This window comes from Xenorhabdus sp. PB30.3 (assembly GCF_963895965.1).
Taxonomy (GTDB): Bacteria; Pseudomonadota; Gammaproteobacteria; order Enterobacterales; family Enterobacteriaceae; genus Xenorhabdus; species Xenorhabdus stockiae.
Genome location: NZ_CAWQMW010000187.1, coordinates 1 through 16,518 on the forward strand (window position 1 = coordinate 1; position 16,518 = coordinate 16,518).

The 16,518-nt window shown below is 41.9% G+C and carries 12 protein-coding genes; 7 read left to right on the forward strand and 5 right to left on the reverse strand.

The annotated features are described in order from the left end of the window. The first annotated feature begins 216 nt into the window (after positions 1–216). Positions 217–861 (forward strand): hypothetical protein, encoded by a 645-nt coding sequence (locus AACX38_RS19535; protein WP_228865321.1) that lies wholly within the window; start codon positions 217–219, stop codon positions 859–861. Between the two features lie 46 nt (positions 862–907). Here AACX38_RS19535 and putP read toward each other — a convergent pair whose 3' ends face one another. Then, positions 908–2,392 carry a sodium/proline symporter PutP gene (gene putP / locus AACX38_RS19540; RefSeq protein ID WP_099120577.1) on the reverse strand — a complete coding sequence of 495 codons (1,485 nt, stop codon included), beginning with the start codon at positions 2,390–2,392 and terminating at the stop codon, positions 908–910. 726 nt (positions 2,393–3,118) lie between these two features. Here putP and putA point away from each other — a divergent pair. After that, positions 3,119–7,099: a trifunctional transcriptional regulator/proline dehydrogenase/L-glutamate gamma-semialdehyde dehydrogenase gene (putA, locus tag AACX38_RS19545; RefSeq protein ID WP_228865323.1), complete on the forward strand. Its 3,981-nt coding sequence runs from the start codon at positions 3,119–3,121 to the stop codon at positions 7,097–7,099. A gap of 238 nt (positions 7,100–7,337) precedes the next feature. Here the strand turns inward: putA and fliZ are convergent, their stop codons facing one another. From fliZ to AACX38_RS19560, 3 genes are all read right to left on the reverse strand, one after another. Further along, positions 7,338–7,850 (reverse strand): flagella biosynthesis regulatory protein FliZ, encoded by a 513-nt coding sequence (gene fliZ, locus AACX38_RS19550; RefSeq protein ID WP_086956345.1) that lies wholly within the window; start codon positions 7,848–7,850, stop codon positions 7,338–7,340. 51 nt (positions 7,851–7,901) lie between these two features. Then, positions 7,902–8,624: an RNA polymerase sigma factor FliA gene (locus AACX38_RS19555; RefSeq protein ID WP_099108236.1), complete on the reverse strand. Its 723-nt coding sequence runs from the start codon at positions 8,622–8,624 to the stop codon at positions 7,902–7,904. A gap of 386 nt (positions 8,625–9,010) precedes the next feature. Then, positions 9,011–9,979 carry a flagellin N-terminal helical domain-containing protein gene (locus AACX38_RS19560; protein ID WP_228865326.1) on the reverse strand — a complete coding sequence of 323 codons (969 nt, stop codon included), beginning with the start codon at positions 9,977–9,979 and terminating at the stop codon, positions 9,011–9,013. Between the two features lie 473 nt (positions 9,980–10,452). Here AACX38_RS19560 and fliD point away from each other — a divergent pair, with 473 nt between their 5' ends. From fliD to AACX38_RS19585, 5 genes are all read left to right on the forward strand, one after another. Next, entirely contained in the window at positions 10,453–11,913 is a 1,461-nt protein-coding gene (gene fliD, locus AACX38_RS19565) for a flagellar filament capping protein FliD (protein WP_228865328.1), read from the forward strand. Between the two features lie 12 nt (positions 11,914–11,925). Continuing rightward, a complete protein-coding gene (gene fliS, locus AACX38_RS19570; protein ID WP_086956342.1) occupies positions 11,926–12,336 on the forward strand; it encodes a flagellar export chaperone FliS in 411 nt (136 codons plus the stop codon). After that, positions 12,336–12,713 carry a flagella biosynthesis regulatory protein FliT gene (gene fliT, locus AACX38_RS19575; protein ID WP_099108240.1) on the forward strand — a complete coding sequence of 126 codons (378 nt, stop codon included), beginning with the start codon at positions 12,336–12,338 and terminating at the stop codon, positions 12,711–12,713. The genes fliS and fliT overlap by 1 nt, the downstream gene beginning before the upstream one ends. A 285-nt stretch (positions 12,714–12,998) precedes the next feature. Further along, a complete protein-coding gene (locus tag AACX38_RS19580; RefSeq protein WP_099108241.1) occupies positions 12,999–13,379 on the forward strand; it encodes a hypothetical protein in 381 nt (126 codons plus the stop codon). Between the two features lie 96 nt (positions 13,380–13,475). Further along, a complete protein-coding gene (locus AACX38_RS19585) occupies positions 13,476–14,213 on the forward strand; it encodes a cyclase family protein (RefSeq protein WP_228865330.1) in 738 nt (245 codons plus the stop codon). An 80-nt stretch (positions 14,214–14,293) separates the two neighbouring features. Here the strand turns inward: AACX38_RS19585 and AACX38_RS19590 are convergent, their stop codons facing one another. After that, positions 14,294–16,300, reverse strand: a complete 2,007-nt coding sequence (locus tag AACX38_RS19590; RefSeq protein WP_228865332.1) for an autotransporter outer membrane beta-barrel domain-containing protein — start codon at positions 16,298–16,300, stop codon at positions 14,294–14,296. Positions 16,301–16,518 lie beyond the last annotated feature (218 nt).

Sequence of the window (16,518 nt, forward strand, 5' to 3'; positions counted from 1 at the left end):
ACAAAAACAGACAATTGAAAATTACAATTCATTTAATTCATCATTAAAAACAAGATAAATTAACATAATTTTTATTAAACATTAATAATTAGAATAATCAAAAATATAGACTATTATTTAAAATATACTAAAACAAACAACTACCATTAGCTAATGGAACGTTTCCTTTAGAAAGGTCAATTTTTTTATTTACTTATTAATGATCAAGGAGCGGCTATGAAAATCATAAATTTAATTTATCATCGAATGTTTAATTTTATTATTATGATGTTACTTACTACCACATCAATTTCAGCATTCTCTTCTGGGTATCACCCAATAACCATTGATAATAGAACAAATTATACAATCACTGTCTATGCACCATCTGTCTATTCTGTTTGCACATATCAGCCAACACAAGGCAATCCTGTAGTAATAACAGTGGGGCCGGGAAAGAAAGGAACTTTTACTTGGGAAGATAAAAACTCTCTCAGCTGTTTTCTCTCCGAAAAAATAACAGGGTTTAAATTTATTACTCAGGATAATAAATTATTATGGTCCGGCCGTATAGGAATGATAGAAGTATCCCCCACTATTTTATCTGATTATTATTGGACAATTTTTTACTCTAAACAATATTGCCCAGCACGTCTGAATGAAATAAGTGAAAAAACTGATGGAGCGCCTCCACCAAGTTATATACGCGCTTATTTTAATTCAGAACCAATAAAAATAGACTCTCTCTATGATGTGTATCATAACAAAATCGGTGATTTTAAGGATTCAGATCAAGGATGGACTATTACTCTTCTTCAACCACCAGAAGGGACAAAACTTGAATATGCCGGAGATCCCAGCCAATGGACATGTTGGAATTAATTAGGATAGATGAGCCTCTGCTACTTCAGAGGCTCTGAATATATCTTTATTTAGTATTATACTGAGCTTCGGCTTCGATAAAACGCTGCTGGATCGTTTTATTTGGTGCTTTACCCAACAAGCTCACCACCACAATGGCAAGCGAGGCCAGAATAAATCCGGGGATGATTTCGTACAAACCAAACCACTCAAACTTCATCCATACCAGTACAGTCACAGCACCCACCAGCATACCCGCTAATGCGCCGTTGCGTGTCATGCGTTGCCAAATCACCGAAATCAGGATTACTGGGCCAAATGCTGCGCCAAAACCCGCCCAGGCATTACTGACTAAAGCCAGCACTTTATTATTTGGGTTAGTCGCAATCACAATGGCAATAGCCGCGACCAACAGCACCATCATCCGTCCGACCCATACCAGTTCTTTCTGGCTCGCTTTCGTACGGATAAAGGCTTTATAAAAATCTTCTGTCAGAGCACTGGAACACACCAGCAACTGGCAGCTCAGTGTACTCATGACCGCAGCCAAAACCGCAGACAACAAGATACCCGTGATCCACGGATTAAATAACAGTATGCCCAGCTCCATAAAAATACGCTCATGGTTTTGTAATACCGGGCCAGCCTGATCCGTATGGATTGAAAAATATGCAATACCAAAGAAACCTACCGCTGACGTACCCGCAAGACATAACAGCATCCACGTCATACTGATACGGCGCGCTTTATGGATAGTCTGATGAGAATCTGCGGCCATAAAACGGGCCAGAATATGGGGCTGACCAAAGTAACCTAACCCCCAGCCCAACAATGAGATGATGGCCACAAAATTCAGGTTCTTAAATATATCCATATAGACAGGATTTTTCGCCTCAATAATGGTAATGGCCTTCTCCACGCCGCCCACGTTGAGTAAAATCAGCACAGGCACCAGAATCAAAGCAAAAATCATTAAGGTTGCTTGCACGGTATCAGTCCAGCTCACCGCCAAAAATCCGCCGAGGAAAGTGTAGGCAATCGTAGCTAACGCACCCAGCCAGATAGCGTGTTCGTAGCTGATACCAAATGTATTTTCAAACAGCAGTCCACCCGCTACAACCCCCGACGCACAGTAGATAGTGAAGAAAATCAGGATAACAACGGCAGAGATAATACGGAGAACTTTACTGCTATCATCAAAGCGGTTGGTGAAATAATCCGGTAAAGTCAGCGCATTATTATTGATTTCTGTATGAACACGTAATCGGCCTGCGACCCAGCGCCAGTTCAGATAGGCTCCCAGTAATAAGCCCAACGCGATCCAGATTTCTGATACACCGGATAAAAAAATCGCCCCCGGCAACCCCATTAATAACCAGCCACTCATATCAGAAGCGCCAGCAGATAGTGCTGTTACTACACTGCCTAGTCGCCGGCCACCCAGAATATAGTCATCGAAATTCTTGGTGGCACGGTAAGCCATGAAGCCTATCAGTAGCATCCCGGCTATATAGACAATGAAGGTAATTAGCATTGGTGAATTTACTGTCATGCAGGTTCTTCTCCATAGTATTTTTTGCAAATCCTGTTTATTCAGACTACTTGATTTGCGTCAATGATGTGTTCTGTACTTATACCCGTCGTCTTTCAAACTGCCTCTTTATTGGCTGCGCTCGCTCACCCCAGTCACATAGTTATCTATGCTCAAGGGGGATGAACTCCCTTGCCGCCGCGATGCGGCTTGAAATTCATTGGGTATAGATTTCCCACTTCTTTCAGCGCAATATCTCTCTCAGGACAAGGTGTTCTGTTGTCAGGTTTTACCCATCTTGCTTTCAGACTGCCTTTTGCTGGCTGTATGCAACTCGAAGTTTACTGGGTAGGCCAGAGTTGTACCTGAAGATTATTTCACCTGAAGGTGGCGTTGTTCCGATATGTAATTTATATTTGTAATTATTTAAAAATCACTTTCTATCCTAAATTAGCTAAAACATTTTTAACAACTGATTAACGGCATTTTTTACAAGAAACGCTCGCCAAGTCACATTTATCACCCATAAAGTTGCACCTTCCATAAAAAACCCTATGTAGCCAAATGAAAATAAATACTTATCTATCATGTAGATAATAGATTAATAATCATGAGCCACAAATTATATGTTCAAAATCAGATTGATTTCACAAATTCTGAATAATGGCTTTTAACAAAGTTGCACAAAGTTGCAACATGGAAGATATTGTTCCGTAACTTGATTAGTCTTCCTATTAAGGAGTGAGAATGGGTAGTACCACTATGGGCGTGAAGCTCGATGAAGCAACGCGTAACCGCATCAAAGCTGCTGCACAACGTATTGAGCGCACACCACACTGGCTGATTAAGCAAGCCATTTTTAATTATCTCGAACGTCTTGAAAATGAGGAAAAGATCCCGGAAATATCAGCCGCTCAGGATAACAAAGAAGAAAAGATTTCCGAAGAAGAATCACCAATTGAAGCCCGTTATCAGCCGTTTCTGGACTTTGCCGAGCACATTTTACCCCAATCGGTGAAACGTTCTGCAATTACTGCGGCCTATCGGTTACCTGAAACACAGGCTGTTCCAATGTTACTGCAACAAGCTCAGTTATCAGAAGAACAATCCAAAGCGGCACATAAACTCGCATATTCCATCGCAGAGAAATTACGCCAGCAAAAACAGGGTATTGGGCGCGCCGGTCTGGTTCAGGGGCTACTACAGGAATTTTCACTCTCTTCACAGGAAGGTGTCGCACTGATGTGCCTTGCCGAAGCCCTGCTGCGCATTCCTGATAAAGCAACCCGAGATGCACTCATCCGCGACAAAATCAGTAACGGTAACTGGCACTCCCATCTGGGGCAAAGCCCGTCCATGTTCGTTAATGCTGCGACATGGGGATTACTGTTTACCGGTAAATTAGTCTCTACCCATAACGAAGCCAAGTTATCCAAATCGCTAACCCGAATCATTGGCAAGAGCGGTGAACCATTGGTGCGCAAAGGCGTAGATATGGCAATGCGTCTGATGGGAGAGCAATTCGTCACAGGCGAAACTATTGCACAGGCCCTTGCCAACGCCCGCAAGCTGGAGGAGAAAGGCTTCCGTTACTCCTATGACATGCTTGGTGAAGCAGCACTGACTGAAGAAGATGCACAGGCTTATATGGTCTCTTATCAGCAGGCCATTCATGCAATTGGTAAGGCATCGAACGGTCGGGGCATTTATGAAGGGCCGGGTATTTCTATCAAACTTTCCGCCCTGCATCCCCGCTATAGCCGCGCCCAGTATGAACGCGTGATGACCGAACTCTATCCTCGCCTGCTTAGCCTGACTTTACAGGCGCGTCAGTATGATATCGGTATCAATATTGATGCAGAAGAAGCGGATAGGCTGGAAATTTCCCTCGATTTGCTGGAAAAACTCTGCTTTGAACCTCAACTAGAAGGCTGGAACGGGATTGGTTTTGTTATTCAGGCCTACCAGAAACGCTGTCCTTTCGTTATTGACAGTATTATCGATTTAGCTCAGCGCAGCCGCCACAGACTGATGATCCGTCTGGTAAAAGGGGCTTATTGGGATAGTGAAATCAAACGTGCCCAGATTGACGGTCTGGAAGGCTATCCGGTTTATACCCGCAAAGTGTATACCGATGTTTCTTATATCGCCTGCGCCCGTAAGTTGCTATCTGTGCCTAATCTTATTTACCCTCAGTTTGCGACTCATAACGCCCATACTCTGTCTGCCATTTACCATATCGCAGGGCAGAATTACTATCCGGGGCAGTATGAATTCCAGTGTCTGCACGGAATGGGTGAACCGCTTTACGAACAGGTGGTCGGTAAAATTGCGGACGGCAAACTGAATCGCCCGTGTCGAATCTATGCACCGGTCGGAACTCATGAAACTTTACTGGCCTATCTGGTTCGACGCCTGTTGGAAAATGGGGCGAATACCTCATTCGTTAACCGTATTGCTGATACCAATCTACCGATCGATGAACTGGTTGCCGATCCGGTAAAAGTGGTTCATGAACTGGCTAAATCTGAAGGGCAAATCGGCCTGCCTCATCCAAAAATTCCATTACCAATTGACTTATATGGCAAAAATCGTGCCAATTCATCAGGATTAGATCTTTCCAGTGAGCACCGTTTAGCTTCTCTTTCCAGCGCGTTGTTGAGCTCTTCAATGGAAATATGGAACAGCGAACCATTATTAGGTGGTGATTATACCCATACTGAGGAATTACCAGTTGCCAGCCCGGTCAATAACCCGGCCAAATCTTCTGATATCGTTGGTTATGTGCGGGAAACCACAGAGCAGGAAGTCAGCCACGCACTGGACGTCGCCACCAATGCCGAAACCATCTGGTTTGCCACGCCACCATCAGAGCGTGCGGCTATTTTGGTACGTGCTGCGGAACTGATGGAAGATAACCTGCAATCCCTGCTCGGTATTCTGGTGCGTGAAGCAGGTAAAACGTTCAACAATGCCATTGCCGAAGTTCGTGAAGCGGTGGATTTCCTCTATTACTACGCCGATCAGGTGCGTCAGGATTTCGCCAATGATACCCATCGCCCACTTGGGCCTGTGGTCTGTATCAGCCCGTGGAACTTCCCTCTGGCCATTTTCACCGGTCAGATTGCCGCTGCATTAGCGGCTGGTAACAGCGTGCTGGCAAAACCAGCAGAACAGACACCACTGATTGCAGCGGTCGCCGTTAGAATGCTGCATCAGGCAGGCATTCCACGCGAAGTGCTACAATTATTACCGGGGCAAGGGGAAACTGTCGGTTCTATGCTGGTAGGCGATGAACGTGTGCGTGGCGTGATGTTCACCGGCTCCACCGAAGTTGCCAGCCTGTTACAGCGTAATATCGCCGGACGTCTTGATGCTCAGGGCCGCCCGACGCCACTGATCGCAGAAACCGGTGGGATGAATGCGATGATTGTCGATTCCTCCGCCCTGACTGAGCAGGTTGTCACTGATGTGGTTGCCTCTGCTTTTGACAGTGCAGGCCAGCGCTGCTCTGCCCTGCGTATTCTGTGTATACAGGATGATGTTGCAGACAGAACACTCACCATGCTGAAAGGCGCAATGGCGGAATGCCGGATGGGGAATCCTGAACATCTGTTCACCGATATCGGCCCGGTGATCGATGCCGAAGCAAAAGCGAATATCGAGCGCCATATTCAGGCTATGCGCACTAAGGGCAGAACGGTTTATCAGGCGACACATGAAAATGCGGCAGACAGTCGGGAATGGCCACAGGGAATGTTCGTCAAACCTACCCTTATTGAGCTGGAAAGTTTTGATGAGCTGAAAAAAGAGATTTTCGGCCCTGTTCTGCACGTTGTCCGTTTCAAACGGGACGAGTTGGATCAACTGCTTGATCAGATTAACGCTTCCGGCTATGGATTAACATTAGGCGTTCACACCCGTATTGATGAAACCATCTCTCAGGTCACGGGTAAGGCAAAAGTCGGTAATTTATATGTTAACCGCAATATGGTCGGAGCCGTCGTTGGTGTACAGCCATTCGGTGGTGAAGGATTGTCCGGCACCGGGCCTAAAGCCGGCGGACCGCTTTATCTTTATCGCCTGTTGTCCCAGCGCCCAGTCAATGCTGCAACTCAGACATTAGCGCGTCAGGATGAGGAATATCCGCTGGATGCCACTATCCGCACTGCCCTGCACTCTCCTTTCAACAAACTGGCTGAATGGGCTACATCAAATAACCACTCGGAACTGAGCCACATCATTCAGGAATACGCTTTACTGGCTCAGGGCGGGACAACGCGCTTACTGCCGGGACCAACGGGCGAACGTAATACCTACACCCTGTTGCCGCGCGGTCAGGTTCTCTGTCTTGCAGATAATGAGCAGGATACTCTGATTCAGTTAGCCGCAGTGCTTTCAGTTGGTTGTCAGGCGGTCTGGGAAAAGGATGAGCTTCACCAGCAGTTACTGAAACAGTTACCAAAAGAAGTTCGTCACGCCATTTATTTAGTGAATGACTGGCAGAATGAAGACACGGTTATGGAAGCGGTTATTTATCACGGTGATTGCGATCAGTTACGGCAGGTATGTGAAACCATTGCACAACGTAAAGGGCCGATTGTTTCAGTTCAGGGTTTTGCCCGGGGCGAAACTAATCTATTGCTGGAGCGCCTGTTACATGAACGTTCATTGAGTGTTAACACCGCAGCGGCAGGAGGAAATGCCAGCTTAATGACCATCGGTTAAAAAAGCGGAATTAAAAAAATAGATTAGCCAATTTATTTATAATCATTTGATTAAATCAAACGATTAAATCAAATGATTAAAATAACCCGCTTAGTTCTATTTGGTTATATATTTATAACCAAATAGACATATAAGACATGATGTATTAAAAATAAAGGGGAATGCACTATTTGTACATTCCCCTCTAAAACTGACCAAATTGTTCAGCCAAACAGACGCTATGTTTTTGCCGAATTAATCAATGCCCGTTCTGTTGCCAGCTCAGATATTGTTCGTATTTACGCAGCGCGATATTGTAATTACTGAAAGCAGATTCGGACAGCTTCTCACTCAATTTTTCCTGAATTTTTTCTGGTGTAAACTCTTCTTCAGGATAATTGTCTGAGGTCAGTAACTCATCCAATCTGCGCAGACGAACCACGTATTCACGCACTGTGCTGTGGCTCATCTCGGTTTGTTCAAACAGATACTGTTTAAATGACATAATGTCGAAATAATCAGTCTGGCTATTGCAATAAATTTCACTACAGAAGCGGCACAGCGCTACAAATTTACCCTGTAACTCATTCCATGTTTTGTCATCAACCAATTCGGTCATCTCGGAAATTGCTTCTTTATTGATAACCTGACCGTTAAAAACAAGGGAAATACGGTCAAGAGTCTTATGACAATGCAAACAATGAGTCTGACTATGTTTATAGTCCTTAATATAACGGCTAAGAGGCCGTTTCTTTTGTGTTGTAACAGACATAAGAGATAAAGCCCTGTGTGTAGTCTTAACAAAAAACAAATAAGCAAAAAGTTACTTCTCTGGATTCAAACGCGCCCGCAGCCTTTTTATTGCCTGGCTGTGGAGCTGACTCACGCGAGATTCCCCCACATTAAGCACCGCGCCAATCTCTTTAAGATTCAGTTCTTCCTGATAGTACAGCGTCAGAACCATTTTTTCCCTTTCAGGTAACGACTCAATAACATCGATAACCCGCTGACGGAGATCACCTTCCAATAACTGTTGGAGAGGATTTGTCTCATGCTCTTCCTCAATTACTGGCTCACAGCTTTCGCCGTAAATTTCGTGCCATTCGTCATAAGAAAATAGCTGACTGTTATTGGTTTCTAACAGTATTTGCCGATATTCTATCAGATTAATCTTTAATTCTTTAGCAACTTCCTGCTCACTGGCTGGACGGCCTAACTCTTGCTCAAGTTTACGGATGGTTTGCGTGACTTCCCGTGCATTGCGTCGCACACTGCGTGGCGCCCAATCACGGCTCCTCAACTCATCCAACATTGCACCTCTGATGCGCTGCACTGCATAAGTGGTAAACGCCGTTCCCTGTAGGGAATCGTAACGCTCCACTGCGTTCAGCAACCCTATGCCCCCGGCCTGAAGCAGGTCATCAAGCTCGACACTGGCAGGCAACCTCACCTGTAGCCTCAGTGCTTCATGGCGAACCAGTGGTACATAGCGCTTCCAGAGGCTATTTTTGTCCATCACGCCTTCGGCGGTATACAAATCGCTCACAACAACAGACACCTTTGGATAAGAGACTGGATACCATTATCCAATCCCCTAACGGGTACAATCGTTTGAACAATGAAGTAAAAGCGCTTCTTTTTCACCTATGCGAAATTTTTTGTTGTCCGCCTTGTGTCGCAAGTTTCAGGCTGTCCCTGACAATACCCGTCGTCTTTCACGTTGTCTCTTTGTTGGCTGCGTTCGCTCACCCCAGTCGCATAGTTTTACTATGCTCAGGGGTTCACTCCCTTGCCGCCGCGAAACAACGCGAAATACTTAGGGTATTTCCTTTAAATAGCACTTAAAAAATAAGGATCGGCAAGCCGATCCTTATCGTATAAGCAGGAGCTATGCAGGTTGCCCTGCATAAGCCCTTAGCTAGGTAATAAAAATTAACGCAGCAGAGACAGAACGGTCTGTGGAACCTGGTTTGCCTGAGCCAGAACAGAAGTACCAGCTTGTTGCAGGATCTGACCACGGCTCATGTTAGAAACTTCAACCGCGTAGTCAGCGTCTTCGATACGGCTACGAGCAGCGCTCAGGTTGTTAACAGTGTTGTTCAGGTTGTTAACAGTTGATTCCAGACGGTTTTGAACCGCCCCTAAAGAACTGCGCAGGCTGTCTACATCGGAGAGTGCTTTATCCAAAGTTTTCAACGGATCTGCTGTCTTAGATGTAGCTGGGTGCTCTTTTTCTGCTTTAACAAGCTCTTCTTTTGCTCCATCAAGTGCTGTTTGTTTTGCAGCTTTATCTGTTTCAGATGCACCTTTTAATTCCTTCTCAGCTTCTGCGACTTTCTCTTCGGCTTTTGTTAATTCAGTCGGTTTTTCTTTCTCTACTGAGAAATTGTCCAATCCTAACTCATGCTTATCAATTTTTTTCAGTTCGATATCTATCGTTTCATTATCATTAGCACCAACCTGAATTTTCAGAGTAGAATCTTTGCTTAATACTTTGACGTTATTAAACTGAGTTTGTTCAGAAATACGATCAATCTCATTCAGACGCTGAGTCACTTCTTCCTGAATCGATTTCAGGTCACTTTCAGAGTTAGTACCGTTTGTAGCCTGAACACTCAGTTCACGGATACGTTGCAGGTTGTTATTGATTTCGTTCAGAGAACCTTCGGTAGTCTGAGCAATGGAGATACCGTCGTTTGCGTTACGGGAAGCCTGAGTCAGACCTTTAACGTTAGCAGTGAAACGGTTAGCAATCGCTTGACCAGCAGCATCATCCTTCGCGCTGTTAATACGTAAACCAGAGGACAGACGCTCAATAGCTGAACCTAAAGTACCCTGAGATTTAGTCAGGTTGTTTTGAGCCAGCAGAGATGAGTAGTTAGTATTGATTACTGATGCCATAGTAGAGTTCCTTTTTAAAATCAAGTCGATATAATTAGTCTGAGCCTGTTTGCTCACGGTGTTCATCACCGCCAACAGTTTTATCGGCTACTTAAAAAGAACCTTTAATATTTCTTGAAAAAAGTTTTTCATTTTTTTCTTACTCCTTGTATCTACAATGGATTTCAAGTTACATCGCGGCTGCAAAGAAACGAATTTGCCAGGCCAAAGGCTGGACTGCGGTGAAGAAAAGCAGGAACCTTTCATTAATCTCTAGGAACATAGATAACCGTATATTTATAAAAACGGTGACTGAAGTGAGCGAGCACAGCCAATAAATAGACAGCCTGAAAGACGACGAATATACCGATAACCCAAACAGCGCCTGTTCTCATCAACTATTCCATCCATCAAAAAAATCGTTTTCTCAGTAAACTTTTCGCAAATTAATCCGATAACAACTCCAGTGATGCTTTACAAATAAAGGAGTCAATATGGCTAGCATTTCCTCATTAGGGGCCGGGTCCGGGATGGATTTGGGTTCTTTGCTGGATAAACTTCAGGCAGCAGAAAGAAAACGTTTAGAACCATTAGCACAGCAACAAACAAGCTATAAAGCAAAGCTGACCGGTTTTGGCACATTAAAAGGCAGTCTGGAAAAACTTCAGACCGCTTCGGAAGAACTAAAAAAATTCGATAAACTTAATACAACTAAAACAAGCGAAGACCATAAATTATTTACGCCAAGCACGGATTCTAAAGCCAGCCCGGGTAACTATAAGATTACAGTTGAGCAGCTTGCCGTAGCGCAATCGTTGCAATCTCCAGAAGTTTCTGATGTAAAAGAACCGCTGGGAGAAAAAGGTAAAGGAACCCGTACCATTACCATCAGTCAGTCAGGTTTAGGTGAAAAACATAAACCAATGAGCATCACTCTGAAAGATGATGAAACTTCTTTAGAAAATATCCGTGATGCGATTAATAAAAAAGAAGGTGATGTCAACGCCAGTATTATCAAAGCAGAAGGTAATAAAAATTATCTGATCCTGACTTCGAAAAAAACCGGCGAAGACGCAGTGATGACCATTGATGTTCAGGGCGATGATAAATTAAGCAAATTGCTGAATTATAAATCGGACGGCAAAGGCGATGGCACTGGTGTTATGACACAAACTATGGAAGCCGCTAATGCGAAGTTAACCGTTAATGGCATTTCTATTGTACGCCAGAGCAATGAAATAAAAGATGCACCGGAAGGTATTACCCTGAATCTGAAAAAAGTTTCAGAAAAAGAAACTGTAAAAGTTGCAGAGGGCGAACCCAAAGAAAAAGAACAGTTCAAATCAGAAACACTGGTTGTTTCCCGTGATATTGAACCAATGCAGGAATCAATTAAAAAGTGGGTTGATGCTTATAATGACTTACAGTCTACTTTTGATTCGCTGACCAAATTCAAAGCGGTCGGAAAAGGTGAAGCGGCGTCAAAAGATAATGGTGCTTTGCTGGGTGACGGAACACTGAAAAATATCCAGAACCAATTAAGACACCAATTATTTGCTGCCCAGAATGTTGCTGATATCGCTACCTTAAATAAATTGGGTATTAAACAGAAATTGGATGGCACACTGGAAATCAATAAAGATAAACTGGAAAAGAACCTGAAAGAGAAACCAGCCAACGTGAAGGCTTTCTTTATGGGCGATGGTGAAAAAACCGGCTTTGCAACCCAGACTTACAACCTATTAAAGAAAACGTTAGATAGCCATGAAGGGACTATCGCAACCGCAACCGAAGGCATTAATAAAAGTCTTAAAACCCTTGAGAAACAAGTGGAGCGGACAAATGACACTATTGATGCCACAATGGAGCGTTATAAACGTCAATTCACAGAATTGGATAAACTGATGAATTCCCTGAATAACACAAGTTCATCCCTATTCCAGCTTTTAAGATAATTAAAGGATAATATGTATCAACGTTCGGCAAGCCAGTTATACGCTCAGGTAGATCTTGAGAGCGAAATTATGAATGCTTCTCCCTATCAGTTGATTCAGATATTGTTCAATGGGGCGCTCAGCGCCCTACGTCGTGCAATTATTCTGATGCAACAGGGAAATATCCCGGAAAAAGGTTTAGCTATTTCAAAGGCGATAAATATCATTGATAATGGTCTGAAAGAAGGACTTGATTTCGAAAAAGGCGGAGAGATTGCTCAGAATCTTTCTGCTTTATATGATTATATGAGTCGTCGTTTACTCCATGCTAATTTACGCAACGATGAGAAGGCTATTACCGAAGTGATTGATTTACTTACCGAGATTTCAGATTCTTGGCGGCAGATAGGTCCTCATTACAACGCCAGTCAGGATATTGTTTGATGAAAAATGATCTGGATCTTTTGTCAGCTTACCAGCAGATCCTTAGTTTAAGTGAGCAGATGCTTGATTTAGCTAAAAATGAAAAATGGGATGTACTTGTCGATATGGAAATCACCTATCTGAAAGCAGTAGAAGTGGTTACCTTAATATCAGAAGATTCAGATGCGCCTATTTCATTGCAGCAGAAATTAACCAAAATTTTGCAGACTGTCTTGGATAATGAAAATGAAACTAAGCGGTTATTACAAAAACGCTTAGATGAACTCAGCGACCTGATTAAACAGGAAAGCTGCAAACAATTATTGCATGATACTTATGGGCAATTCCCTGTCAGTGATTATGAAATGGAGTTAACGCCTACGACAGAGAAAACATAAAAATAACAGCGGCACCATAATATTTTATTAATATAATAATAATGAATGGTATCGTTTATTGATCTTATTTCAGGTGGTGTCATTTAGTCACCATCCCTTTTTCGGGGATCCTGATTCGGCATTATATTTTATGCATAATTTGCAAACAATCAATATAAAAACACAAACATTTTCAACACAAAAAATTAACGCAAAGATGATAATAACGGCTGTTTCTTGCAAGAAGAATATGGAAGAACAATCAAATTTTATTATTATTTAAAATAATATATTCAATGGAATGATATGAAAAAATTTCTCACTTTTACGATGTTATTTATCCCAGCGATAGGCATCGCTTCGACAAATGAAAATTTAGATTACTGCGCTACGACAGAATCGTGGGCAGCTTATCAGGTTATAAACGCCGCAGTCAGGAAAAATAACCAACTGGATAAGCATCAGGCAAATTCAATATTAATTAACAGACACCTTCTGGAAAAAAATAAGTTACCGATAACTTATTCAGCCTGGGGCGAACTTTATTCCCAGACAATAGAAGTTACCATTCCTTATATTGACAAGAATAAATCACCGGTGATTATTATTGCTTCATCGATTATTTCTGAAGAGGAATGTTCTTTTTCCGATCCCACCTATGTTGATATCACCCCGAAAAGTTATTAATATCCACTAACAAACGAGTCTCGGTGGCTACCCCAGTCACCGACGATTGAATATATCACCTGTCATCCTCAAAAAATTAAAAAAGATGAGGTTTTTATGACGAATAATATTTTACAGGCACTCACTTTATTAAAATCTAAAAAATGGGTCGATCTGACTCACAGCTTTGATCAACATTCTCCTCATTTCTCTATGTTTCCCCCTGCTCAAATAAAAACATTATTTAGTTATCAGGATGGCTTTTTCACCCAACAATTTACTTTTGTCGGGCAATATAGTACGCATATTGATGCCCCCTGCCATTTTATTTCTGATGGACGTTTCCTGAATGGAATTGAATTAAAAGAGCTGGTATTACCATTAATAGTTATTGACCAATCAGAACGGGCAGAACAAGAGCCTGACTTTTCGTTGTCAAAAGAAGATATTCTCTGTTTTGAAGCCGAGCATGGCATTATTGAAGCCGATACTTTTGTTGCATTAAGAACAGACTGGAGTAAACGCTGGCCTTCTCAGGAGAAAATGGAAAATAAAGATATCAATGGAAATAATCAGACACCCGGCTGGGGATTAGATGCTCTAAAATTCCTGTTTGAGGAAAGGAAAATAAAAGCCATCGGGCACGAAACATTTGATACTGACTCCTCGAAAGATGCCAGAAATAATAATGGATTCCTCGGCGAGCATTACGTTTTAGCACAGGATACGTATCAAATAGAAATCATGAAAAATTTAGACAAGGTTCCTACTCGTGGCGCGATTATTTTTAATATTGTCGCTAAACCAGAAAAGGCAACAGGGTTCCCGGTACGTTCATTTGCGATAATCCCGTAAGTTACAATAGTAGTTCAAGCATAACTGACAAAAGAATGCACTAAGCTTGAACTACTTTCCTGACAAAAACTATTTAATGCTTAGAACAATACCTTAAACCCTGCTGTTGTATGTATCGGAGTTTCGATTTTATTGCCATGAAGGTAATTTACCTCAGCGTAAACAGAGATATTTTTATTCACATTAGTATTTATACCCAAACCATATTTACCGGTATTACCGGAGTAATTATTATCAAAAGCCACTTTGTTAATATTGACTTTATTGCTGCCATTAAATTCATGGGAAACAGCCAACTTAGCATATGGCATAATCTCCATACTACCTAATGTCAGATGAGTACCAAAACGTGCACCGGCTTCACTTTGTAAGCTATTTGTTCCGTGAATGTCAGTCTGCATACCATTACTGAGTGTATAATCAGCACTGCTGATGTGAGAATAACTGACTCTTACATAGGGATCAAAAGTAACACGTTGAGATATTGGCAAGGTATAGCCCGTTTCCAATGAAGTCGTGAAAGCCCCCTGATTATAATCAGCCCGTCCGATATCACCGCTATTCATTCTGGCTCTAATTTGGTTTTTCAGACGATTACCTTTCAACACTGCATCAAAATACAAACCTGATTGATCCAGATAAGTAGCATACAGACCACTACTGTAACTCTCAACATCGCCATTACCACCGATATTGAATTTAACATTAGATTTGCTGTATGACGTGAAGGCACCTGCTAATAATTTACCTCTTCCCAGCTCAAATTGTTTACCTACCCCGATTTGCAGCCCATGCATGGTATTTTTAAATGCGGCATCGTGATGAGTATTCAGGCGGCTATTATCGCTAAGATGGTGTACCCAAACCTCCATTTCACCATCATTGCTACGCAAATTGCCTTGCCGCTGGTGTAAAGTATTTAACTCAGTGTTCAGAATATGTTGTGAAGAAGCAGACATGCTCATTATATTTCGGGCACTGGAACTAAAACCAATTGGAACAAGTGTACTCTTATGATCAGTCTTAGTCGGCTTAGTCATTTCTGTCGGATCTTGTTTTAGTTCCTGAGGCAACGCTTTTTCCTCATTTACCAGATACCATTCCGTATGTTCGCCATCTTTTTTACTCTCTAACCGATAACGATATTTATGAATACCAATATCTACGATGCCTTCTTTGTTCAGTAAATCAAACTGAGCATCACCTGCATTGATATAAACAAGACGGATATTTTCTGGGTGAACAATTTCCCGCCCCCTATCTTGGACTAGGATGCCAAAATTACCAGACGCACGGCCTGTCACATAAATCAGATCACCAATATTATCAGCAAGGCTGGTAGATAATTCAAAATTACCGGTACCCGATAAGTTATTTATCTCCAATTTATTATATTGTGCCCCTGACTCATACCCATCCATTATTATTTTACTATCTGGCAGCATTTCGAGATTATGGATCTGCGTCACTAAATATGGCCCTGGTTTTTCAGGGAATGGGGCATCACCATCTTCTCCATCATCTTCATTCCATGATGGAGTAATCACTACGACTCCAGCTAATTTTAAGTTTTCAATTGAAACATTAGCTGCTGGCACGGGAGTATTTACCTTCACGTTGACAAAATTATCATCAACATTATCAATTGTTAACTCTGCACCTTTAGCAATATAAAGTCTTCCTCTTGATATAGAGTGTGCTTCCATATCAAGTTCACCACCAGTGTTAATAGTTGTATCCTGAATTATCGGCTTCCCTTGACTTTTTCCTTTACGCTTTAACATAAATATTGATGAACCTTTATTAACAATAGAGTTAATCGCTGTTCCTGCATCCTCTATTCTTAAAGTTGAATTTTGATTCAAAGTTATATTTTTTATTTTTTTATCATCACGCAAAAAAATTATGGATTCATTGAATACAGTATCTGAAGGGATGTTATCAATAAAATAGGTTAGCTCATTATTTGTACTAAAAGGATCAAAGCTTCTATCATCAAAAACACCAGAGTTCGAGTCAGCAATAGCGTAACCTGACACACTGAAAACAAACGCAGATATAACTAAAGACAAATAGGTTTTTTTCACTCTACAACCTCTATATTACATTCTCTTTCTTTAGCACTCGATACAACTGACATAAAAAGTGCCGTAACTTAATAAAGTTACATTATTTTTATTTTACCCATTCATCATTAATCAACTATTCCCACGCCATATTCACTTAATAAAAAACACGGAACATACATTAATTATCTCGATGATTTATTCAAATAATTCAATTAGAAATAATCTAGCATCATCCA